Source organism: Sphingomonas sp. Ant20, from assembly GCF_000783375.1.
GTDB lineage: Bacteria > Pseudomonadota > Alphaproteobacteria > Sphingomonadales > Sphingomonadaceae > Sphingomonas > Sphingomonas aerolata.
Map to the genome: position 1 here is coordinate 1 of NZ_JRVI01000066.1, position 20410 is coordinate 20410.

25 protein-coding genes, 1 tRNA gene and 3 pseudogenes are annotated in these 20410 nt (G+C 68.1%); 19 read left to right on the plus strand and 10 right to left on the minus strand.

Annotation, left to right across the window (positions count from 1 at the left end; genetic code table 11):
• The 3 genes and pseudogenes from NI18_RS10740 to NI18_RS10750 all read right to left on the minus strand — a co-directional run.
• A pseudogene (locus tag NI18_RS10740) lies at positions 1-263 on the minus strand (hypothetical protein); the annotation flags it as partial.
• A complete protein-coding gene (locus tag NI18_RS10745; RefSeq protein WP_031441039.1) occupies positions 256-825 on the minus strand; it encodes a sigma-70 family RNA polymerase sigma factor in 570 nt (189 codons plus the stop codon). The pseudogene NI18_RS10740 and the gene NI18_RS10745, both read right to left, overlap by 8 nt.
• A gap of 10 nt (positions 826-835) precedes the next feature.
• Positions 836-1087 (minus strand): hypothetical protein, encoded by a 252-nt coding sequence (locus NI18_RS10750; protein WP_052149139.1) that lies wholly within the window; start codon positions 1085-1087, stop codon positions 836-838.
• Positions 1088-1434: 347 nt separating this feature from the next.
• Here NI18_RS10750 and rpiB point away from each other — a divergent pair, with 347 nt between their 5' ends.
• From rpiB to NI18_RS10780, 6 genes are all read left to right on the plus strand, one after another.
• Positions 1435-1893, plus strand: a complete 459-nt coding sequence (gene rpiB / locus NI18_RS10755; RefSeq protein ID WP_037529906.1) for a ribose 5-phosphate isomerase B — start codon at positions 1435-1437, stop codon at positions 1891-1893.
• Complete coding sequence (locus tag NI18_RS10760; RefSeq protein WP_037529907.1) at positions 1890-3200, plus strand: serine hydroxymethyltransferase; 1311 nt, start codon at positions 1890-1892, stop codon at positions 3198-3200. Before rpiB ends, NI18_RS10760 begins: the two co-directional genes overlap by 4 nt.
• 18 nt (positions 3201-3218) lie before the next feature.
• A complete protein-coding gene (locus NI18_RS10765) occupies positions 3219-3386 on the plus strand; it encodes a hypothetical protein (RefSeq protein ID WP_306286367.1) in 168 nt (55 codons plus the stop codon).
• Positions 3387-3851, plus strand: coding sequence for a transcriptional regulator NrdR (gene nrdR / locus NI18_RS10770; RefSeq protein ID WP_031394945.1), 465 nt, complete (start codon positions 3387-3389; stop codon positions 3849-3851).
• A 194-nt stretch (positions 3852-4045) separates the two neighbouring features.
• Positions 4046-4426 (plus strand): GIY-YIG nuclease family protein, encoded by a 381-nt coding sequence (locus NI18_RS10775; RefSeq protein WP_052149140.1) that lies wholly within the window; start codon positions 4046-4048, stop codon positions 4424-4426.
• 98 nt (positions 4427-4524) lie between these two features.
• Positions 4525-5187, plus strand: coding sequence for a TrmH family RNA methyltransferase (locus NI18_RS10780; RefSeq protein ID WP_306286368.1), 663 nt, complete (start codon positions 4525-4527; stop codon positions 5185-5187).
• A gap of 266 nt (positions 5188-5453) precedes the next feature.
• Here the strand turns inward: NI18_RS10780 and NI18_RS10785 are convergent, their stop codons facing one another.
• Positions 5454-5753: a chorismate mutase gene (locus NI18_RS10785; RefSeq protein WP_031394943.1), complete on the minus strand. Its 300-nt coding sequence runs from the start codon at positions 5751-5753 to the stop codon at positions 5454-5456.
• Positions 5754-5945: 192 nt separating this feature from the next.
• Between NI18_RS10785 and rpsD the strand changes: the two genes are divergently transcribed.
• A complete protein-coding gene (gene rpsD, locus NI18_RS10790) occupies positions 5946-6560 on the plus strand; it encodes a 30S ribosomal protein S4 (RefSeq protein WP_031394942.1) in 615 nt (204 codons plus the stop codon).
• A 165-nt stretch (positions 6561-6725) separates the two neighbouring features.
• On the opposite strand, the gene NI18_RS26950 is transcribed toward rpsD, so the two are convergent.
• Together NI18_RS26950 and NI18_RS10795 are read right to left on the minus strand one after the other, a co-directional pair.
• Entirely contained in the window at positions 6726-6959 is a 234-nt protein-coding gene (locus NI18_RS26950; RefSeq protein ID WP_306286369.1) for a prolyl oligopeptidase family serine peptidase, read from the minus strand.
• Complete coding sequence (locus NI18_RS10795) at positions 6872-8626, minus strand: alpha/beta fold hydrolase (RefSeq protein WP_306286370.1); 1755 nt, start codon at positions 8624-8626, stop codon at positions 6872-6874. Before NI18_RS10795 ends, NI18_RS26950 begins: the two co-directional genes overlap by 88 nt.
• Before the next feature lie 231 nt (positions 8627-8857).
• On the opposite strand from NI18_RS10795, the gene NI18_RS10800 reads away from it, so the two are divergent.
• From NI18_RS10800 to aguB, 4 genes are read left to right on the plus strand one after another with little or no spacing between them, the layout of a single operon-like run.
• The gene (locus tag NI18_RS10800; RefSeq protein WP_037529910.1) at positions 8858-10489 is read left to right on the plus strand and encodes a M28 family peptidase; all 1632 of its coding nucleotides are present in this window, start codon (positions 8858-8860) and stop codon (positions 10487-10489) included.
• Positions 10490-11458, plus strand: coding sequence for an agmatine deiminase family protein (locus tag NI18_RS10805; protein WP_037529911.1), 969 nt, complete (start codon positions 10490-10492; stop codon positions 11456-11458).
• A complete protein-coding gene (locus NI18_RS10810; RefSeq protein WP_031441049.1) occupies positions 11458-11808 on the plus strand; it encodes a DUF3147 family protein in 351 nt (116 codons plus the stop codon). The genes NI18_RS10805 and NI18_RS10810 overlap by 1 nt, the downstream gene beginning before the upstream one ends.
• Positions 11809-11816: 8 nt before the next feature.
• The gene (aguB, locus tag NI18_RS10815) at positions 11817-12677 is read left to right on the plus strand and encodes an N-carbamoylputrescine amidase (RefSeq protein WP_037529912.1); all 861 of its coding nucleotides are present in this window, start codon (positions 11817-11819) and stop codon (positions 12675-12677) included.
• A 6-nt stretch (positions 12678-12683) separates the two neighbouring features.
• Here the strand turns inward: aguB and NI18_RS10820 are convergent, their stop codons facing one another.
• Positions 12684-13355 (minus strand): uracil-DNA glycosylase, encoded by a 672-nt coding sequence (locus NI18_RS10820; RefSeq protein WP_031441050.1) that lies wholly within the window; start codon positions 13353-13355, stop codon positions 12684-12686.
• A 22-nt stretch (positions 13356-13377) separates the two neighbouring features.
• On the opposite strand from NI18_RS10820, the gene folK reads away from it, so the two are divergent.
• The 6 genes from folK to NI18_RS26960 all read left to right on the plus strand — a co-directional run bounded on the left by folK (position 13378) and on the right by NI18_RS26960 (position 15646).
• Positions 13378-13854 (plus strand): 2-amino-4-hydroxy-6-hydroxymethyldihydropteridine diphosphokinase, encoded by a 477-nt coding sequence (folK, locus tag NI18_RS10825; RefSeq protein ID WP_037529913.1) that lies wholly within the window; start codon positions 13378-13380, stop codon positions 13852-13854.
• A gap of 18 nt (positions 13855-13872) precedes the next feature.
• Positions 13873-13948, plus strand: a tRNA-Lys gene (locus NI18_RS10830).
• Between the two features lie 75 nt (positions 13949-14023).
• Entirely contained in the window at positions 14024-14443 is a 420-nt protein-coding gene (locus NI18_RS10835) for an HIRAN domain-containing protein (protein ID WP_037529915.1), read from the plus strand.
• Between the two features lie 175 nt (positions 14444-14618).
• Complete coding sequence (locus NI18_RS10840) at positions 14619-14888, plus strand: DUF1488 family protein (protein ID WP_031395725.1); 270 nt, start codon at positions 14619-14621, stop codon at positions 14886-14888.
• A 6-nt stretch (positions 14889-14894) separates the two neighbouring features.
• Positions 14895-15173, plus strand: coding sequence for a hypothetical protein (locus tag NI18_RS26955; RefSeq protein ID WP_306286371.1), 279 nt, complete (start codon positions 14895-14897; stop codon positions 15171-15173).
• On the plus strand, positions 15167-15646 hold the full coding sequence (locus tag NI18_RS26960) for a phosphatase PAP2 family protein (protein ID WP_306286372.1): 480 nt from the start codon (positions 15167-15169) through the stop codon (positions 15644-15646). The genes NI18_RS26955 and NI18_RS26960 overlap by 7 nt, the downstream gene beginning before the upstream one ends.
• A gap of 12 nt (positions 15647-15658) precedes the next feature.
• On the opposite strand, the pseudogene galE reads toward NI18_RS26960, so the two are convergent.
• A pseudogene (gene galE, locus NI18_RS10850) lies at positions 15659-16638 on the minus strand (UDP-glucose 4-epimerase GalE).
• A 92-nt stretch (positions 16639-16730) separates the two neighbouring features.
• On the opposite strand from galE, the gene msrA reads away from it, so the two are divergent.
• Positions 16731-17273 (plus strand): peptide-methionine (S)-S-oxide reductase MsrA, encoded by a 543-nt coding sequence (msrA, locus tag NI18_RS10855; protein WP_037529916.1) that lies wholly within the window; start codon positions 16731-16733, stop codon positions 17271-17273.
• Between the two features lie 88 nt (positions 17274-17361).
• On the opposite strand, the gene NI18_RS27980 is transcribed toward msrA, so the two are convergent.
• Positions 17362-17868 (minus strand): Sua5 family C-terminal domain-containing protein, encoded by a 507-nt coding sequence (locus NI18_RS27980; protein WP_347574843.1) that lies wholly within the window; start codon positions 17866-17868, stop codon positions 17362-17364.
• Positions 17859-18364, minus strand: a pseudogene (locus NI18_RS27985) (Sua5/YciO/YrdC/YwlC family protein). Before NI18_RS27985 ends, NI18_RS27980 begins: the two are co-directional and overlap by 10 nt.
• Positions 18365-18410: 46 nt before the next feature.
• On the opposite strand from NI18_RS27985, the gene NI18_RS10865 reads away from it, so the two are divergent.
• Positions 18411-20123, plus strand: a complete 1713-nt coding sequence (locus NI18_RS10865; protein ID WP_031438852.1) for an acyl-CoA dehydrogenase — start codon at positions 18411-18413, stop codon at positions 20121-20123.
• Positions 20124-20410: the final 287 nt, after the last annotated feature.

Sequence of the window (20410 nt, forward strand, 5' to 3'; positions counted from 1 at the left end):
CTGCGGAGCGTGGTCACGCCGTCGGCCGTGCGACCCGATTGGCGGGTGAGGGCGTCGAGACTCGTCTCGACCCGCGCCGCGAGCTGCGGTGGCGCGTCATGCTCGGGCCACAGGTCGAACAGCGCCGCGAACTGCGTGCGCCACCATTCCACATCGGCGGCGAAACCGGGTTCGGCGAGCAGGCGGCGCACCGCCGCCGCCCGCTCGTCGCCCTCGAGCAGGCCCAGGGCGAATTCGCCCGCAAGCGGATCACGATCAGCCACCGAGGCAATCCTTCAATCGGGCCAGCCCGCGCCGCACCCAGCTCTTCATCGTCCCGAGCGGCACCGCGCGACGCAGCGCGAGCTCGGCATAGGTCACGCCATCGAAGAACGCGGTCCGGATCACGTCGCGCTGCTGCTGCTCCAGACCCTCGAGACAGGCGTGCAACCGCCGCGTCGCCTCGTCGTCGAGCAGCAAGGCCTCGGCGCTCGGCTGCGGGTCGGCAATGTCCGGTGCATCGTCGATCGGCGAGGCGCGGCGGACGCCCTGTGCGCGCTGCCAGTCGATCGCACGATTGCGCGCGATCGTCGCCAGCCAGGTGATCGGGCTCGCACGACCGGGTTCCCAGCCGCCGGCGCGCTTCCAGATCGTGAGATAGACGTCGTGCAGCACATCCTCCGCGGCTTGAGCATTGCCACAGATACGCAGGGTGATCCCGAAAAGCTTCGCCTGGGTCAGCGCATAAAGCTCGCGAAAGGCGTCACGGTCTTCCTCGCCGGTCCGGATCAGGACACTCGAGAGATGGGCGCGGGCGGCATCCGCCTGGGGCTTGGACAGGGTCACGCGACCGACACTAGCGCGTTGATCCGCGGCGACAATAGCCTTCGCCCGTCTTGACCGTCAGGCAGTCGGTCTTGCCGGCCAGATATTTCAGACCCGTCGCGTCGCCGTTCGTCGGCCGCAGGATCTCGCGCACCCCGTCGCGCGTGAAGACGATCGTGTCGCCGACCGCGCGCGCATCGAACACCCCCTTGTGGTCGAGATCCCACTGCATCGCGAGCCGGAACTGCCCCGGTTCACCCGCCGGCGTCACGTCGAGGACCATGCCCTCGACGCCGATCCACCGCCCCGACAGGTCGCGCGTCGGTTCTGCGACGACCTTTTCGGGGGCGCGTCGTCTCGGTTGCGCCCACCGACGTCATGCTCGCATCGCCGCGCGTCTCGGGTGCCGGTCCGGAACAGGCGGCGAGGACGAGGGCGGCAAGGGCGGCGGTTAGGGCGAGAGCTTTCATGGGGATCTCTTTGCAGGCGGCAGGGCGGTCATTGCAATCCTCCCCCTGGCGGCGGGGGATCGTCAGGCTCTATGCGCCGCCTTCGCGAACAGGTGTGGCAAATCCCGGCTCGGCTCGGTAAAGGGCTGGGCACCCGATCCCGATCACAGGAATACGCCAGGTGCGCATCGCCATCGCGTCCGACCATGCCGCCGTTTCGTTGAAAGCGGTGCTGACCGCGTGGCTGCGCGAGGCCGGGCACGACGTGCTCGATCTCGGGCCCGAGGGCACCGCGAGCGTCGATTATCCCGATTACGGCTATGCGCTGGCCGCCGCGATCGAGGACGGTCGCGCCGAGCGCGGCATCGCGCTGTGCGGCTCGGGCATCGGCATCTCGATCGCCGCCAACCGCAATCCCGCCTGCCGCTGCGCGCTCGTCTCCGAGCCGCTGTCGGCGAGCCTCGCGCGGATCCACAACGACGCCAATGCCATCGCGATGGGCGCCCGCCTGATCGGCGAGGAAATGGCAAAGGCGTGCGTCGAAGCCTTCCTGTCCGCCGATTTCGCCGGCGGCCGTCATCAACACCGTGTCGACAAGCTCTCCGCCGTCGACCGGACTTCCGCAAAGGTCCCCGCATGAGCACCCAGCCCAACACGCTCCATGACGTCCAGCCGGACGGCTTCTTCACCCGCGGCCTCGCCGATGCCGATGCCGGCGTCTTCGCCGGCGTCGAGGCGGAGCTCGAGCGCGAGCAGACCCAGATCGAGCTGATCGCGAGCGAGAACATCGTCTCCAAGGCGGTGCTCGAGGCGCAGGGCTCGGTCTTCACCAACAAGTACGCCGAGGGCTATCCGGGCAAGCGCTATTACCAGGGCTGCGCGCCGTCGGACACGGTCGAGACGCTCGCGATCGAGCGCGCCAAGCAGATCTTCGGCTGCGGCTTCGTCAACGTCCAGCCGCATTCGGGCGCGCAGGCGAACGGCGCGGTGATGCTCGCTTTGGTCAAGCCCGGCGACACGATCCTCGGCATGAGCCTCGACGCGGGCGGCCATCTGACTCACGGCGCCAAGCCCGCCCAGTCGGGCAAGTGGTTCAACGCGATCCAGTACGGCGTCGACGCGACAACGCACCTGATCGATTACGACCAGGTCGAGGCGCTGGCGGTCGAGCATCAGCCGAAGCTGATCATCGCGGGCGGCTCGGCCTATCCGCGCGTCATCGACTTCGCCCGTTTCCGCGCCATCGCGGACAAGGTCGGCGCCTATTTCATGGTCGACATGGCGCATTTCGCGGGCATCGTCGCGGCGGGGCTTCACCCGACGCCGTTCGGTCACGCGCATGTCGTGACCACGACCACGCACAAGACGCTGCGTGGTCCGCGCGGCGGCATGATCATGACGAACGATGAGGCGATCGCGAAGAAGATCAACTCGGCGGTGTTCCCGGGGCTCCAGGGCGGGCCGCTGATGCACGTGATCGCAGCCAAGGCGGTCGCGTTCGGCGAGGCGCTCCAGCCCGACTTCAAGAGCTATATCGCCGCGGTCGTCGAGAATGCGAAGGTGCTCGCGGCGACGCTCAAGGAGCGCGGCTCGGACGTCGTCTCGGGCGGCACCGACACGCATCTCGCGCTGATCGACCTCACCCCGCTCGGCATTACCGGGCGCGACGCGGACGAGGCGCTCGAGCGTGCAGGCATCACCTGCAACAAGAACGGCATCCCCAACGATCCGCTCCCGCCGATGAAGACCAGCGGCATCCGCGTCGGCACCCCCGCCGGCACGACGCGCGGCTTCGGCCCCGCCGAATTCCGCGAGATCGGCAACATGGTCGCCGACGTGCTGGACGGGCTCGCGAAAAAGGGCGAGCATGGGGACCCGCAGGTCGAGGCGGACGTTCGGGCACGTGTTCGCACGCTGTGCGCGCGCTTCCCCATCTATCAAGGATAACGAGCATGTCGAAGATCGATGACATCCAGAACGACATCAAGGCGACCCCCCGGCCTCGGCAAGAGCATGGCCAAGTGGAGCGCACTCGGCGCGGTCGTCGCGATCCCGGTGCCGGTGATCGGCCCGATCTTCGGCGCGCTCGCGGGCGCGGGCTATGCCTATTACAAGGGCAAGAAGAAGGTCTGAATGCGCTGCCCCTTTTGCGGACATGAAGACAGCCAGGTCAAGGACAGCCGCCCCACAGAAGACGGGGCGGCGATCCGGCGCCGGCGCCAGTGCGAAGGCTGCGCCGCGCGTTTCACGACGTTCGAGCGCATCCAGCTGCGCGAGTTGTTCGTGCTGAAAAGCGAGGGGCGCCGGGAGCCGTTCGACCGCGAGAAGCTGCTCCGCTCGCTCTCGATCGCGACGCGCAAACGCGCGATCGAGCCGGGACGGATCGACAAGCTCGTCAGCGGGATCCAGCGCCGGCTCGAGACGCTCGGCGAGAACGACGTCACGTCGAAGCGGATTGGCGAGATGGTGATGGACGGGCTCAAGGGGCTCGATTCGGTCGCGTATATCCGGTTCGCTAGCGTGTACCGCGACTTCAGCGAGGCGAAGGACTTCGAGGCATTTGCCGGGAGTGTCGAGGAGGTCGGGCGGGCGGAGTGATCTGACCGTCGGTCGTTTCCCTGGCGGGGGCCCTTCGACTTCGCTCAGGGCGAACGGAAGGGGGCGAGGTCCTGCGGGCCACCCGGCCCCGAGAGCCCGCGCGCTCGTCGAGACGCGCACCACCCCCACCCCGTTCGTCCTGAGCGAAGTCGAAGGACTTGTTTGACCACCACGCCACCGCGTAAGCCCCGGCCATGACATTCTGGGCCTATATGGTGCGCTGCGCCGACGACAGTTATTACACCGGACATACGGACGATCTCGAACGCCGGATCGGCCAGCACAACCTCGGCGAGGTGGCTGGCTACACGCAGACGCGCCGCCCCGTGACGCTGATGTGGAGCCAGGACTTCCCGTCCCGACACGAGGCCCTCGCGGCCGAGTTCCAGGTCAAGGGCTGGTCGCGGCGCAAGAAGGAAGCGCTCTCGCGTGGCGATTGGGCGGATCTGCACGATGCGGCGATCCCCCCGCGGGAGCGTGCCCTTCGACTTCGCTCAGGGCGAACGGAGGAAGAGGAGGGTGCCGCACCACCCTCCGCCGTTGATGCCTCACTCCCTCCCCCCCGTTCGTGCTGAGCGAAGTCGAAGCACCGTGGCGGACCCAACCCCACCCCCCCGTCATAATCCTAGTCCGCCCCCAGCTCGGCGAAAACATCGGCAAGGCCGCGCGCGCGATGCTGAACTTCGGGCTCGTCGAGATGCGGCTCGTCTCCCCGCGCGACGGCTGGCCCAACCCGTCGGCCGGCCCCGCCGCCAGCGGCGCCGACATCGTCCTGCAAAACGCCAAGGTCTATGACAGCGTCGCCGCCGCCACCGCGGACTGCGCACAGGTCTTCGCGACAACGGTCCGCAAGCGCGGCGTCACCAAGCCCGTTATGACCCCCCGAACAGGCCGCGACCGAGATCCACCACCGCCCCCCGGCCGCTCCGCCATCCTGTTCGGACCCGAGCGCTCAGGGCTAGAAACCGACGACGTCGCGGTCGCGCGGACGATCATCACCGTGCCGATCAACCCCGAATTCGGCTCGCTCAACCTCGCCCAGGCGGTGATCCTGGTCGCCTATGAATGGTCGAAGGGGCTGACCGCGGAGCGCGAGCTCAGCCAGCCGTCGATCAACCCGATCATGCCGCCCGCACCGCAGGAGGAGCTCGACGGGATGATCGGCCAGCTCGACACGATGCTGATGGGCGCAGGCTTCTTCTATCCGCCCGACAAGATCCAGACGACGCGCCGCACGTTGCGCACGCTGCTGACCAAGCCGGGCTGGTCGAGCCAGGAAATCCGCACGATGCGCGGCGTGCTCTCGTCGCTGGCGGGGAAGAAGCCCAGGGCCTGACGGGGGGCGAGAGGTGCGTTCAGGCCCGTTCTCCTACCCCCCCCGTTCGTCCTGAGCGAAGTCGAAGCGCATGCCCCAAGCGAAGGTGCTTCGACTTCGCTGAGCACGAACGGGATGGGGAGGGGAGGGGGCGGTTGCATTACCCTCGGCCCCGTCGCGTCCCCCTACCCCCGTTCGCCCTGAGCGAAGTCGAAGGGCATGCCCCAAGCGCAGGTGCTTCGACTACGCTCAGCACGAACGGGGCAGGGGGGCGTACGTTGGAAGACTCAACGCCGGTCGAACGCCGCCAGCTCATACGCGATCGACGCCTCGACCAGCCCCTCCCACAGATCCGCGATCGCCGCGTCCGGCAACCCCAGCCGCGCGGCCTCCGCCCGGGCATTCTCGATCACCTGAGTCTTGCGCGCCTCGTCGCGCACATGCCCCCGCTCGGGCTTGATGCGCGCGGCGGCGTCCATATAGGCAAAGCGTCTGGCCAGCAGCGCGACGAGCTCGCGGTCGAGCGCGTCGACGCCCGCGCGGACCTCGGTCATGGTGGTACAGTCGGGGCCGGATAGGATGGTCATGCCGCCTCTTGCCGAGCGGCCCGCACGCTGTCCAGCTTGACTCTGGCAGGCGCGGCGTCTAGGCGCCCGCCTTCGCAATGGCCCTGCACCCCGGTGAAGCGGTGGCCCTGCCTTGTCCGGACCCTTGGGTCCTATGACGACCAGCAGAGCGATACCGGGACCAACGTTGTTTGCATTTGCAAAGGTTTTATCATGTCGAAGCGTCAGAGCGCAAAGTACAAACTCGATCGCCGTATGGGCGAGAACATCTGGGGTCGCCCCAAGTCGCCGGTCAACAAGCGTGAATACGGCCCCGGCCAGCACGGCCAGCGCCGCAAGGGCAAGGTCAGCGACTTCGGTATCCAGCTGCGCGCCAAGCAGAAGCTCAAGGGCTATTACGGTGACGTGACCGAGAAGCAGTTCCGCGCCTGCTATTTCGAAGCCGCGCGCATGAAGGGCGATACCAGCCAGAACCTGATCGGCCTGCTCGAGCAGCGCCTCGACATGATCGTCTACCGCGCCAAGTTCGCGCCGACGATCTTCGCGGCCCGCCAGATCGTTTCGCACGGCCACATCCGCGTCAACGGCGTGAAGTGCAACGTCGCATCGCGTCGCTGCTTCGTCGGTGACGAGATCACGCTGGGCACCAAGGCGCAGGAGATGGCGCTGGTGATGGAAGCACAGACCCTCGCCGAGCGCGAGATCCCCGACTATGTCGCCACCGACGGCGCCGCCAAGGTCACCTTCACGCGCGTGCCCACGCTCGACGAAGTGCCCTACCCGGTGAAGATGGAACCGAACCTCGTCGTCGAGTTCTATTCGCGCTAAGTCGAGCGACGCGAGACCGGCCGGCGTCGCGCAGGCGACGTCCGACGACGTGGCCCCGCCACGGCGCGGTTCGAAAAAGGAAAAGGGCGGTCCTCCGGGGCCGCCCTTTTTCGTTGCGCTACATCCCCATCGCGTTGCGGAGAAATGCATCCGCCTTGGCAAGCATCAGGTACGCGCACCATCGTCGTCCAGCTGGTGATCGAGACCGGGGAATTCGACGAGCTCGACCTTGCCGCCCGCCCCCTTCAGCCTCGATGCCATCAGCCGCGATTCGTCGATGCCGACATTTCGGTCGCGGTCGCCGTGGAACATCAGGACGGGCGCGGTGATCCGGTCGGCATGGCGCGCGGGCGATCCCGCCTGAACGTGCGGACCGTGACCAATAAAGGCGTCGACCACCGTATACTGGTAAACCCGCGCGCTTCCTCGCGAAATGCATCGAGATCGGTCACCGGCGCGACCGCGACGATCGCCTTGAACAGCCCGGGTTCGGTGACCGCCGATTGCAGCGCGGCATAGCCGCCATAGGACCAGCCGACGATCGCCAGCGTGGCGGGCGCGGCAATTCCCTGTGTCACCAGCCAACGGCCGGCATCGTCGACATCGCCGATCGCGGTGCGCCACGACTGGAAGCCGTTTTTCTGGAACCAGGCCGAGCCATAGCCGGTCGAGCCGCGGAAATTGGGCTGAAGCACGGCAAAGCCGCGCGCGGCGAAGAATTGCGGGAGCCAGTCGAACCCCCATTCGTCGCGCGCACCCGGCCCGCCATGCGGCATCACGATCGCGGGCAACCCCTTGCCGCTGCTGCCGGCGGGAAGCGTCAGATAGCCCGGGATCATTGTCCCGTCGGCCGCGCGAAAGCTGATCGGCTTGACGCTGCCGAGCGGGATGCCGGCGAGCTGCGCGCGCGCCGGCATCACCTCGCCCATTTTCCGGGTCTTGCGGTCGAGCAGGTAATAGCGGCCGGGATCGACGTCGCTGCCCGCGAACAGCAGCAGCGTGTTCTCATCCGCACTGGCATCGATGAACGTCACGATCGGCTTCCCCGGCAGCGCCGCGTTGAGCGACGCCGCCAGCGCGCGCAGCGCAGGGTCGAAGAACGCCACCTCGCGCCGATCGGTCGCATAGGTGGCGCCGACCACGCGGCTCTGCCGGCCGATGCGGATCAGGCCGTCGACATCGACATCGGGGTGGGCCAGCACGAGCTCGCGCTTGAGCGTGCCGTCCAGCGCGACCTTGAACAGCGCCTGGCGGCCATCCTTGTCGTCAAAGCCATAGGCGATGTTGAGCGCCGGATCGACGGCATAGGGATTGAACCCGGTACCGTTCTGATCGCCCTCCAGCCGGCTCAGCGGCAACCAGGCGCGATCGCCGGGCTTCCGGTACAGATAGTCGGTCCGCCCGGTTTCGTAGCCGGAGTTGCTTCGGCTGCGCAGCCCCATGATCCGCACCATGCCGCGACCGTCGCTGATATACTCGTCCGCCGTCCCGCGCGGCGCCTCGATCGTCCGCCGTGCGAGCGTGACGCTGTCGATCCGTTCGACTCCCAGGCCCTCGCCGCTGCTCGCAGTCTGCATCCCGGTCGTCATCTCGGGCACGAAGCTGCGCGTCATCAGCACAGCGCCGGCGACGCCGTCGGCGGTCCAGTCGATCACGCTGCCGCCGTCCTGCATCATGCCGAGCGAACGGTCGTTGGTGCGGGCGCTGAGCATCTTCATCGCGCTGCCGTCGCGATTGATCGCGACCGTCCGGCTGAAGCCGATCAGCCCGAAACTGCTCTTCGACGCGGTCCGGATCTGGCAGATCACGCGGATGTCGGTGGCCCATCGACAGGAGGTCAGCGTTTCGGGATCCCCCGCCGCGGACAGGATCGGCTGTGCCACTTCGCCCGTGGTCATGTTCGCGATCCGCAGCGCGGCACCGTGCCCGCGAACGGGTACGATCATCGCGACATGCGTCCCGTCGGGCGACAGGCTCATCTGCTGGACCGCCTCGCGCGCGCCGAACGCCGCCGCCATCGGCCCGGCCGGGTCCGCGCGCCCGCCGTCGTTGAAATCCCCACGCACAGCGCCATGCCCGCGCGCACGCGCATCATCGATCGCAACCGCATTCTTATCCCCCGAACCAAGCCCCGCTACGTAACCTAGCAACGCCGCGCGCGATGACAAACGCGCACTTTCGTCCAATTTGCACCAGACCGGGGGCGGGGACCGAGGCGACCACCGCGGGGGTGGCGCATGCCTTGCGCGGCGGGGGGCACGCTGCCAGAACGCGCGGCACTTACTCGGGAGATCCCTATGCGCGCTGCCCTTCTGCCCTTGCTCCTTCTCGGCACCGCCGCCTCGGCGCAGACCGCGCCCGCCATCTCGGTCGAAACGCTCAAGACCGTCACCCAGACGCTGTCATCGGACGCCTATGAAGGCCGCGCGCCGACCACGCCGGGCGAGGCGAAGACGGTCGCCTATCTCGTCGCGCAGATGGAGGCCGCGGGGCTGAAACCCGGCAACAAAGGCAGCTGGACCCAGGACGTGCCGATGGTCGAGATCACCGCCAAGGACGTCCGGCCGTTCGTCTTCACCGGCGGCACCGCTCCCGTCAGCCTCGCCTATCGCACCGACATGGTCGCCGGCACCTACCGCGTCGCGCCGACGTCGACCGTGACGAACAGCGACGTCGTGTTCGTCGGCTACGGGATCACCGCGCCCGAAAAGGGCTGGGACGATTATGCCGGCGTCGACGTGAAGGGGAAGACCGTCGTCATCCTCATCAACGACGCCGACTGGCAGACAATGGGCCGCGAAGGCCCGTTCGAGGGCCGCGCGATGACCTGGTATGGTCGTTGGCCGTACAAGTTCGAGAATGCGGCCAAGCACGGCGCGGCCGCGGCGATCATCGTCCACGACACCGAACCCGCAGCCTATCCCTGGGCGGTGGTGCAGTCGTCCTGGACCGGGCCGCAGCTCGAGCTCGACGAGAAGGGCGATCATCTCGACCAGTCGCAGGTCATCGGCTGGATGCAGAAGCCTGCCGCCGAACGCGTCTTTGCGAGTGCGGGCAAGGACTATGCCGCGCTCGCCGCGGCCGCCAAGGTGAAGGGCTTCAAGGCGGTACCGCTCGGCCTCAAGCTGTCGACGGGCTTTGCCAACACGATCCGTCGCCAGGCATCGAAGAACGTCATCGGCGTGCTGCCGGGCACGACCGCACCGGACGATTACGTGCTGTATTCGGGGCATTGGGATCATCTCGGCCGCTGCGATGCGGTGGGTGGCGACGACATCTGCAACGGCGCAGCGGACAATGCGACGGGCACCGCAGGGCTGATCGCGCTCGCACAGGCGCATGTGAAGGCCGGCCCGGCGAAGCGCTCGATCGCGTTCCTCGCGGTAACCGCGGAGGAATCGGGGCTGCTCGGCTCGCGCTATTATGCCGAACATCCCGTCTATCCGCTCGCGCGGACGGTCGGCGGCGTGAACATGGACGTGCTGAACGTCGACGGCCGCGTGAAGGACTTCGTGCTGACGGGGGCGGGCAAGTCGGAGATCGAGGATCTGGTCAAGCCGTTCGTCGCCGCGCAGGGCCGCGTGATCGGCGTCGAGGCCAACCCCGAACGCGGCGGCTATTATCGCTCGGACCATTTCAGCTTCGCCAAGCTCGGCGTGCCGATGCTTGACGGCGGCAGCGGCGAGGACCTCGTCGTCGGCGGCACCGCGGCGGGTCATGCCGCGCGCGAGGACTATGTCGCCAACCGCTATCACAAGCCCGCGGACGAATATGACGCCACATGGGACTGGTCGGGTGCGGTCGAGGATCTGACGATCTATTACGGGCTCGGCCGCAAGCTCGCCGACGACACCGCGCTGTGGCCCAATTGGTATAAGACCGCCGAATTCCGCAACATCCGCGACAAAGATCGCGCAGGAGCCAAGTAAGTGACGACACTCCCCCCGCCCGCCGAATGGGCGCATCACAAGGCCGTGTGGATCGGCTTTCCGAGCCATGCCGATCTGTGGCTCGACGATCTCGAACCCGCGCGTGACGAGGTCGTCGCCTTTGCCTCCGCAGTCCATGCCGACGGCAAGGGCGAGACGGTGATCCTGGTCGCCGCGGACGAGGGCTCGGCGCGGACCGCACGCCGGCTCGCGCCGTTCGCCGAGGTCGTGGTCGAGCCGTTCGGCGATATCTGGCTGCGCGACACCGCGCCGATCATCGTCGGCGACGGCACCGCGCATCAGTTCGTGTTCAACGGCTGGGGCGGCAAATACGACCTGCCCGGCGACGACACGATCGGCCGCCGTCTGGCCGAGAGCCGCGGCAAGACGCTCGCGGCGTTCGACTGGGTGCTCGAAGGTGGCGCGGTCGATGGCGACGGCACGGGCGTGGTCGTCACGACCGAACAGTGCCTGCTCAACCGCAACCGCAACCCCGACCTCGACAAGGCGGGGATCGAGGCGCGGCTGAAGTCCGACCTCGGCTTCAGCCAGGTCGTGTGGCTCGGCGACGGGCTCGTCAACGACCATACCGACGGCCATGTCGACAATCTCGCGCGCTTCGTCGGCGAGGGCCGCGTCGCGATCCCCGAGGCAGCCGAGAACGACCCCAACTGGCAGGTCTATCAACTCGCGAAGCGCGATGCGGAACGTGCCGGCCTGACGGTGGTCGGCATCCCGTCGCCCGGCCGCGTGCTGCGCGACGAGGAGATCGTGCCGGCCAGCTACATGAACTTCTACATCGGCAATGCCGCCGTCGTCGTGCCGCTCTACGGCGCGGAGAATGACGATGCCGCGGTCGCGGCGATCCAGGCGATCTTCCCCGACCGTCAGGTCGTCGGGCAGCGTGCGGACCATATCCTGACCGGCGGCGGCAGCTTCCACTGCATCAGCCAGCAAATCCCCGGCTGATGCTCGCCTTCGCGGTCCGCGCGGTCCTGTCCGGGATCATCGTCGCGCTGATCGCGCTGGTTGCCCGGCGGAGTCCGGCGGCAGGGGCGCTGGTCGCGTCGCTGCCGCTGCTGTCGGTGCTCGGCATGATCTGGCTGTGGCACGACACCGGCGACCGCGTCCGGCTGGCCGCGCATGCCGAGGCGACCTTCTGGTACGTGCTGCCCTCGCTGCCGATGTTCCTGCTGATTCCGGTGCTGCTGCGGCACGGCGTCGGCTTCTGGCTTTCGCTCGCTGCCGGTTGCGTCCTGACGATCCTTCTCTATCTCGCGGTCGTCGCAATCGCGGCGCGCTTCGGCGTGACGCTATAGGAATTCGCATGACCGAGATCACCGTCGCCGCGCTCCAGCTCGGCTTCACTGCCGATATCGACAAGAACATCGCCAACGTCTCGCGGCTGGTTCGCGAGGCCGCGGCGCGCGGCGCGCAGGTGATCCTGCCGCCCGAATTGTTCGAGGGCGAATATTTCTGCCGCGTCGAGGACGAGGGCCTGTTCGCCAACGCCGCCCCCGTCGGCGAACACAAGGCGGTGCTCGCGATGCAGGCGCTCGCCGAGGCGCTCAAGGTCACGATCCCGACCAGCTTCTTCGAGGCCGATGGCCCGCATCACTATAACAGCCTCGCGATGATCGGCCCCGACGGCGAGGTGCAGGGCGTCTATCGCAAGAGCCACATCCCCGACGGCCCGGGCTATGAGGAAAAATTCTATTTCCGCCCCGGCAATACCGGCTTCAAGGTCTGGCCGCACACTGCAGCGCAGGGCCGCTCGACGCTCGGCGTCGGCGTCTGCTGGGACCAATGGTATCCCGAGACCGCGCGCGCGATGATGCTGATGGGCGCCGAAGTCCTGTTCTACCCGACCGCGATCGGCAGCGAGCCGCACGACACCAGCCTCGACACCGCGCGGCTGTGGCGGCGTGCGATGGTCGGGCATGCTGTCAGCAACGTCGTCCCGATCGTCGCCGCCAACCGCGTCGGTGTCGAGCATGGCCAGACCTTCTACGGCACCAGCTTCATCGCCGACGAGCGCGGCGACATTCTCGCCGAACTCGGCCGTGACGACGAAGGCGTGATTACCGCGACGATCGATCTCGACATCGTCAAGCGCCACCGCGCCGCCTTCGGCTTCTTCCGCGACCGCCGCCCCGATCTTTACGGGCGGCTCGTCGCGGACGTCTGACGCAGCTTATGCTGCGGCGATGCTGCGCCGCAATTCCAGCGCCCGTGCGAAGACCGCCTCGAACATCTCGGGGGTCAGGACGCGGGTGTTCTGGTTGTAGCGCGAGCAGTGATAGCTATCGATCAGGATGCGGCCGTCGGGCATGACATGCTCGGCGAGATGGCCGAACTTTGCCTTGGGCAGGCGTCCGCCGAGCAGCTTGACGCTGGTCTGGTGCGCGATCTGGCCGAGTGCGATGAAGATCCGCGCCTTGGGCAGTTCGGCGAGCTGCGATTCGACGAACGGGCGGCAGGTGCGGATTTCCTCCGGGGTCGGCTTGTTCTGCGGCGGCAGGCACTTGACCGCGTTGATGATGATTGCGCCGTTGAGCTTCAGCCCGTCATCGGGTTTCGCCGCGAAGACGCCGTCTGCCAGCCCGAATTTGCCAAGCGTATCGTAGAGCAGCTGCCCCGCGAAATCGCCGGTGAACGGGCGGCCGGTGCGGTTGGCGCCGTGCTTGCCGGGGGCGAGGCCGATGATGCCGAGCCATGCGTCGGGATCGCCGAAGGCGGGGACGGGCGCGTTCCACCAGGTCGGGAATTCGGCGCGCAGCTCGTTGCGGAAGGCGACGAGGCGCGGGCAATTGGGACAGTCGTGCGGCGGCTCGGTTTCGGGCAGCGGGGAGGGTGCGAAGTTCATCGCGGTGCGTTAGGCGGGTCGGATGGAGCGGACAACCTATGCGATCGCGCTCGGCTCGAATCGGCGCGGGATCCACGGCGCGCCCGCCGCGACGATTCGCGCCGCGCTGGCCGCGGTCGGCGGTGTCGTCGCCGTGTCGCCGATCATCGCGAGCGCACCGCTCGGGCCGTCGATCCGGCGCTATGCCAATGCGGTCGCGCTGATCGAGACGCGCGACTCGCCGCCCGTGCTGCTCGCGCGGCTGAAGCGAATCGAGACCGCGTTCGGGCGGCGGCGCGGGCGCCGCTGGGGATCGCGGGTGATCGATCTCGACATCATCCTGTGGTCGGAGGGCGTTTGGCGGGGGCCGGGGCTGAACGTGCCGCACGCCGCCTATCGGGACCGAGGCTTCGTGCTGGCACCGCTCGCGCGTATCGCGCCGCGCTGGCGCGACCCGCTGACCGGGCAAAGCGTCCGCCATCTCGCGCACAAGGTTGACCGACCGCGGCTGCGCCCCTAGTGGCTCGCAGCCGATGTCGGGTCCGTAGCTCAGTTGGTAGAGCAAGCGACTTTTAATCGAGAGGTCCCGGGTTCGAGCCCCGGCGGACCCACCATCGGCACCTCCTCCTCTCGCAAGCCCCCGATTCGCACCGCTTGATTGGCAATGCCCGCGCGCGCATCGTCGCGCGATGGACGAATTTACCACCTCGATCGTCGGCATCGACTTCCCCAATGCGGACAAGACCAGGAGCAACCGGCGGATGGAAATCCTGCTCTGTGCGCCGGGCGACCGCGTGACCCTGCGCCGCGAACCGAAGAATCCGCATGATTCGAATGCGGTCGGCGTGTGGAGCGAGCGCGACATCCAGCTCGGCTATGTCAGCGCCGAACGCGCGCCGATGATCGGCCGGCGGCTGCAGGCCGAGGAGACCAGCGCGCTGTTCCAGGCGATGCATCAGGGCAGCGCCTATATCCGCATCCGCTTCGGCGGGGGCGACCCCGCGCTGCCGCCGCCGATCGCGGATCCCGGCCCGCCACCACCCCCGCCCGAACCCGACCGCGACGACGGCTTCTACCGCGACGAGGACGGGCCCGAATGGGGCGCCTGATCGCTGGAGGTGGTGAAACACCGCAGCGCGGACCTTTCCCGGATCGAAGGCCGGGCTCACGGGTTATCGCTGCCTGACCAACCCTGTATCGGCGAAGCGCAAAACGCGTTTTACCGGCTTGCCCTGCACGAGGGGCGAGGGCAGGGACGATCGCGTAACCCCGGGAGTTCAAGACATGGCCAGCAGCCTCGTAATCGACCAGAACAGCCTTACCGACAACGACCGCGAGCGGCAGGTCGAGTTCACCGCCGAGATCGACGGCGACGACCGTGATTTCGCGGTGAAATATGCCGTGCTGAAGGAACTCAGCGGCGACGAGCCCGAGGACGACGCGCTCGAGCTGTTCGAGCGTTTCAGCGACGAGATCGTCGACGTCTGCGCCGAAGCCGCGATGAAGAAGCCGTCCGCGTCGCTGATCGTCATCGACGAGGGCGATCTGGAATAATTCCGCATGACGGCGTCGGCCGGCCGTGGCGACGGTGATCGCAGCGTGACGCCCGGCGTCGCCACCCCGGGCGAGGCGCATCGCCGTCGCCTGCCGGTGGTGCTTGCGGGCGCATCGGTCGGCGCGGTCGCGATCGCGCTCGTCCTGCTGATCGGTCTCGCGGTCGGACACTGGCCGTTCGATTTCGACCGCGCGATCATCCTCAACCTGCGCGCCTGGGGCGGCCGTCCTGGCTGCCCAAGGTCGCCGCCGACGTCACCGCGCTCGGCGGCGGCGTCGTGTTGACGATCATCGTGGTGCTGGCGGCGGGGCTGCTCGCGGTCCAGCGGCTCTGGCTCAGCGCGGCGGCGACGCTCGCCGCCAGTATCAGCGGCGGGATGGTCGTCGCGCTGGTCAAGACCGAGGTCGCGCGCCCGCGACCCGACATCGTCGACCATCTGGTCCAGGTGTCGAACATGAGTTTCCCGAGCGGGCATTCGGCGAACAGCGCGATCGTCTATCTCACGCTCGCCGGGCTCGCGTCGCAGGTCACCGTGTCGAATGCGGCGCGGCGCTACATCCTCGTCATGGCGATCCTGATGGTCGGGGCGATCGGATGCAGCCGCGTCTATCTCGGCGTCCACTGGCCGAGCGACGTGCTCGCCGGCTGGAGCTTCGGAACGCTGTGGGCGCTCGGCTGGTGGCTCGCCACGGCGCGCGCCCGGGCGGCGATCGGCGGCGAGCGCCACGCCTTTGGCCGCCCGCCCACCGACGCCTGATCGGGCCTGTCGCTAGCGCTGGCGTTCGGCGAGCGTGCGTTCCCAGGCCAGCGCATCGCGGACGATCCCGTCGAGATCGGCATGCCGCGGCGTCCAGTCGAGCGTCGCGAGGATCGCGCTGTTGTCCGAGATCAGCATCGCCGGATCGCCCGCGCGACGCCCCTCGAGACGGCGGTCGATCGTCATGTTGGTGACCTTGTCGACCGCATCCAGCACCTCGAGCACCGAGAAGCCCGTGCCATAGCCCGCGTTCAGCGTGTGGCTCTTCGCCGGCTCGGCGACCAGCAGGTCGAGCGCGGCGACATGCGCGGCGGCAAGGTCGCTGACATGGATATAGTCGCGCACGCCGGTACCGTCGGGGGTGGCGAAATCGGTGCCATAGACGCCGACATGGCTACGCTTGCCCGTCGCCGCCTCGACCGCGATCTTGATCAGGTGAGTCGCGCCGACCGTCGACTGGCCGCTGCGCCCCTGCGGATCCGCGCCCGCGACGTGAAGTAGCGCAGCGCGGCATAGTTGATCGGGTGCGCCGCCGCGACGTCGCGCAGCATCGCCTCGGTCATCAGTTTCGACATGCCGTAGGGATTGATCGGCACGGTCGGATCGCCCTCGGCGACCGGCACCTTTTCGGGCGTGCCATAGGTCGCCGCGGTCGACGAGAAGATGAAGTGCGGCACGCCTTCCGCCACCGCGCTCTCGATCAGCGACCGGCTGGCGGCGGTGTTGTTGCGGTAATATTTGAGCGGGTCGCTGACCGATTCGGGCACCACGACCGAGCCTGCGAAATGCATGATCGCGCGGACCTTGTGATCGCGGATCGCCGCGCGGACCTTCGCATCGTCGGCGACATTCGCCTCGACCAGGGTTGCGCGCGGATCGACCGCCCAGTCGAAGCCGGTGACCAGATTGTCGACCACGACCACCTCGTGCCCCGCGTCGAGCAGCGCCAGGACCGCATGGCTGCCGATATAGCCGGCGCCGCCCGTTACCATCACCCTGCCATCAAGCCTTGGACCGTCGATCACATGCGTCTCCTCTTTGTTGCGGGGTAGCGGCTTCCTATCTTGGCGGAAAGGAGATCGTGATGACGGATTATGTAACGCTGGCGGGCGGGTGCTTCTGGTGCACCGAGGCCGTGTTCAAGGACGTGATCGGCGTCGAGAGCGCCGAGAGCGGCTATATCGGCGGGCATGTGCCTGATCCGACGTACAAACAGGTATGCGGCGTCGATACCGGCCATGCCGAGGCGATCCGGATCGGCTTTGATCCGGAACAGCTGAAGCTTGGCGACCTGCTCGACATCTTCTTCGCGACGCATGACGCGACGACGCTCAACCGGCAGGGCAACGACGTCGGTACGCAATATCGTTCGGCAATGTTCCCCGCCGACGACGCGCAGAAGGCCGAGATGCAGGCCGCGCTCGAGCGTGCGCAGGCGGACAGCGCCAAGCCGATCGTCACGACGATCGAGCCGATGACCACCTGGTACGAGGCCGAAGGCTATCACCAGGACTATTGGGAAACCTCGGGCCGTTCCAACCCCTATTGCATGGCGGTGATTCCCCCCAAGCTGCAAAAGCTCCGCAAGAGCTTCGCCGCGCGGTCGAAGGCGGCAGTCAGCGCGTAACGATGCCGTTCCCCCGCGGATGCGGGGGTCCAGCTAAATACCGGATGCCAACGCGACTCCTGGACCCCCGCCTGCGCGGGGGTACAGGTCAGCGGTGCGCGGCGCGGCGGAGGCGGTCGTTGATCGCCTCGCCGATGCCTTCGGACGGAATGGGTGCGACGGCGATCCTCGGACGGTCGTTCGCATCGGCAGCGTGGAGCAGGTCGAACAGCTTCGCGGCTGCTTCGACGAGGCTGCCTGACGTCGACAGCGAGACATCCCCTGCAACCGCCCCGAACCCGATCAGCCACTCGTCGGCCTCGGCATCGAGCGCGTTCAACCGAAGCGCCTTGCTCGGCGCATAATGGCTTTCAAGCTGCCCGGGCGCCGTAACCGCACGCCCCCCCGGCGAAGGCCGGGGCCCAGTTGGGGGACGATCGTGAGGCCCGTCGTCCTCCGTTACAGCGACCTTTCCACCTGGGCCCCGGCCTCCGCCGGGGAGGTGGTCGAGCAGAGCCGCGCGGGTCACCGGCCCCGGCCGCAGCACCGTCCGCCCCGCCACGATCGTCGATTCGAGCCCCGCCTCGGTCGCGCCATCGTCGAGGATCAGCGGCACGTTCCCCCCAGACTCGCCGCGACATGCGCCGCGGTCGTCGGCGAGATCCCCCCGCTCGCATTGGCTGACGGTGCCGCGAGCGGCCGCCCCGATGCTGCGATCAGCGCCTGCATCGCGCGGTGTCGCGGTACCCGGATCGCGATCGTGTCGAGCCCCGCGGTCACCAGCGCGGCAATCCCCGAATCGCTGCGCACCGGCAGCACCAGCGTCAGCGGCCCCGGCCAGACGCCGCGGCCAGCGCGCGCGCATCCGCATCGAACACCGCGATCCGTTCGGCCGCGGCGAGATCGGCGACATGCACGATCAGCGGGTTGAAGCTCGGCCGTCCCTTGGCGGCATAGATGCCCGCCACCGCCTGCGCGTCGGTCGCGTCCGCGGCGAGTCCGTAGACCGTCTCGGTCGGCACCGCGACGAGTCCGCCGGCGCGAATCACCGCCGCCGCCTGCGCGACCGCCGCTGTGCCGTAGGGTAAAATCAGGGGGTGTGGACGCGTCATTCTGAAGGCCTATAGCGGGCGCAAAGCATAGCGATAAGAGGATGCCATGGCCTTCACCCCAGCAACCACCGAACAGCGTTTCGTGCTCGATCACGTCGTGCGGATCGGCGAACTCGCCGCCACCGACCGGTTCGCCGCCGCCAGCGACGACGTCGTCGACGCGGTGCTCGAAGGCGTGGGACAGTTCGCCGCGGGCGAATGGGCGCCGCTCAACCGCGCAGGGGACACCGTCGGCGCGAAATGGACCCCCGACGGCGTCGTCATGCCCGACGGCTTCGCGCAGGCGTACAAGGACTATGTCGAGGGCGGCTGGGGCACGATCGGCGTCGAGGAGGAATGGGGCGGGCAGGGCCTGCCCTTTGCGATCCAGACCGCGGTGCTCGATACGCTCGGCTCGGCGAACATGGGCTTCGCGCTCTGCCCGACGCTGACTGTTGGCGCGATCGAGGCGCTCGCGCATCACGGCAGCCCCGAGCAGCAGGCGCTCTATCTCCCGCATCTCGCGACCGGCGAATGGACCGGCACGATGAACCTGACCGAGCCGCAGGCCGGCTCCGACGTCGGCGCGCTGCGCGCCACCGCCACCCCGCTGGGTGACGGCAAATGGTCGATCAAGGGCACCAAGATCTACATCTCGTTCGGCGATCACGACATGGCGCCGAACATCGTCCACCTCGTCCTCGCGCGGACGCCCGGCGCGCCCGCGGGTACCAAGGGCATCTCGCTCTTCCTCGTGCCGAAATACCGTCTGAACGACGACGGCACGCCCGGCGACTTCAACGACGTCCGCGTCGTCTCGATCGAGCACAAGATGGGGCTTCACGCCTCGCCGACCTGCGTGCTGAGCTTCGGCGATAATGACGACTGCGTCGGCGAGCTGATCGGTGCGGAACTCGGCGGCATCCGCGCGATGTTCACGATGATGAACAATGCGCGGCTGAATGTCGGGCTCCAGGGCGTGCAGGTCGCCGAGGGCGCCACCCAGGGTGCGGTCGCCTATGCGCTCGACCGGGTCCAGTCGGCGCGCGCGGGCTCGCCGAACAAGGAGTCGGTCAAGATCGTCGAGCATCCCGACGTTCGCCGCATGCTGCTGCGGATGAAGGCGCAGACCCAGGCGGCGCGCGCGCTCGTCTATTATGCCGCCGGGCAGGTCGACCGCGCCAATATGGGCGACGCCGCGGCGCGCAACCGCCTCGAACTCGTCACCCCGCTGGCCAAGGCGCACGGCACCGACATCGGCAACGAAGTCGCCTCGCTCGGCATCCAGGTGCACGGCGGCATGGGCTATGTCGAGGAAACCGGTGCCGCGCAGTATTTCCGCGATGCGCGCATCACGCCGATCTACGAAGGCACCAACGGCATCCAGGCCGCCGATCTGGTCGGCCGCAAGCTCGCGCTCGACAATGGCGGCGCGTTCGCCACGCTGATCGCCGACATCCGCGCGGAAGCCAGGGACGAACGGCTGCTCGCGCTCGTCGACGCCTGCGACGCGATCGGCCGCCGCCTCGCCACCGCGGACGCCGACGACAAGCTCGCCGCGAGCTACCCCTTCCTAACGATGCTGTCGGTCGCGACCTGCGGCTGGCTGATGGAGCGCCAGGGCGCGGTCGCCGGCACCGACGATTTCGGACGGATGAAGGCCGCCTCGGTGCGCTTCTACCTCGAACAGATCGTCCCCGAAGCCATGGGCCTCGCCGCCGCCGCCAGCGCCAGCGCGGCGGTGCTCTACGCGATCGAACCGGCGCTGTTCGCGGCGTAAGCCCCCCTCCCGTCATCCTGACGAAAGTCAGGATCCAGAGCCACGCATGCGGGCGTCCGTGGCTTTGATCCTGGGTCGAGCCCAGGATGACGGAGGGGGCTGGTGCGCACACCCACCCCGTTCGCCCGCTTCCATTCGCCCCATTCCCAAACACCCCACCCCCATTCGCCCTGAGCGCAGTCGAAGGGCCGCCCCAAGCCCAGGTGCTTCGACTTCGCTCAGCACGAACGGGCGGGGGCGAGGGGCGAGGGGTGAGGGACGGGACGGCGACGGAGGCGCGGGGCGGG

Excerpts from the sequence above, each read along its gene's own strand:
- NI18_RS10750 (WP_052149139.1), bottom strand. The coding sequence starts at position 1,087 with ATGGTCCTCGACGTGACGCCGGCGGGTGAACCGGGGCAGTTCCGGCTC.
- NI18_RS10760 (WP_037529907.1), top strand. The coding sequence starts at position 1,890 with ATGAGCACCCAGCCCAACACGCTCCATGACGTCCAGCCGGACGGCTTC.
- NI18_RS10765 (WP_306286367.1), top strand. The coding sequence starts at position 3,219 with ATGACATCCAGAACGACATCAAGGCGACCCCCCGGCCTCGGCAAGAGC.
- nrdR (WP_031394945.1), top strand. The coding sequence starts at position 3,387 with ATGCGCTGCCCCTTTTGCGGACATGAAGACAGCCAGGTCAAGGACAGC.
- NI18_RS10775 (WP_052149140.1), top strand. The coding sequence starts at position 4,046 with ATGACATTCTGGGCCTATATGGTGCGCTGCGCCGACGACAGTTATTAC.
- NI18_RS10780 (WP_306286368.1), top strand. The coding sequence starts at position 4,525 with ATGCTGAACTTCGGGCTCGTCGAGATGCGGCTCGTCTCCCCGCGCGAC.
- NI18_RS10785 (WP_031394943.1), bottom strand. The coding sequence starts at position 5,753 with ATGACCATCCTATCCGGCCCCGACTGTACCACCATGACCGAGGTCCGC.
- rpsD (WP_031394942.1), top strand. The coding sequence starts at position 5,946 with ATGTCGAAGCGTCAGAGCGCAAAGTACAAACTCGATCGCCGTATGGGC.
- NI18_RS10800 (WP_037529910.1), top strand. The coding sequence starts at position 8,858 with ATGCGCGCTGCCCTTCTGCCCTTGCTCCTTCTCGGCACCGCCGCCTCG.
- NI18_RS10810 (WP_031441049.1), top strand. The coding sequence starts at position 11,458 with ATGCTCGCCTTCGCGGTCCGCGCGGTCCTGTCCGGGATCATCGTCGCG.
- aguB (WP_037529912.1), top strand. The coding sequence starts at position 11,817 with ATGACCGAGATCACCGTCGCCGCGCTCCAGCTCGGCTTCACTGCCGAT.
- NI18_RS10820 (WP_031441050.1), bottom strand. The coding sequence starts at position 13,355 with ATGAACTTCGCACCCTCCCCGCTGCCCGAAACCGAGCCGCCGCACGAC.
- folK (WP_037529913.1), top strand. The coding sequence starts at position 13,378 with ATGGAGCGGACAACCTATGCGATCGCGCTCGGCTCGAATCGGCGCGGG.
- NI18_RS10835 (WP_037529915.1), top strand. The coding sequence starts at position 14,024 with ATGGACGAATTTACCACCTCGATCGTCGGCATCGACTTCCCCAATGCG.
- NI18_RS10840 (WP_031395725.1), top strand. The coding sequence starts at position 14,619 with ATGGCCAGCAGCCTCGTAATCGACCAGAACAGCCTTACCGACAACGAC.
- NI18_RS26955 (WP_306286371.1), top strand. The coding sequence starts at position 14,895 with ATGACGGCGTCGGCCGGCCGTGGCGACGGTGATCGCAGCGTGACGCCC.
- msrA (WP_037529916.1), top strand. The coding sequence starts at position 16,731 with ATGACGGATTATGTAACGCTGGCGGGCGGGTGCTTCTGGTGCACCGAG.
- NI18_RS10865 (WP_031438852.1), top strand. The coding sequence starts at position 18,411 with ATGGCCTTCACCCCAGCAACCACCGAACAGCGTTTCGTGCTCGATCAC.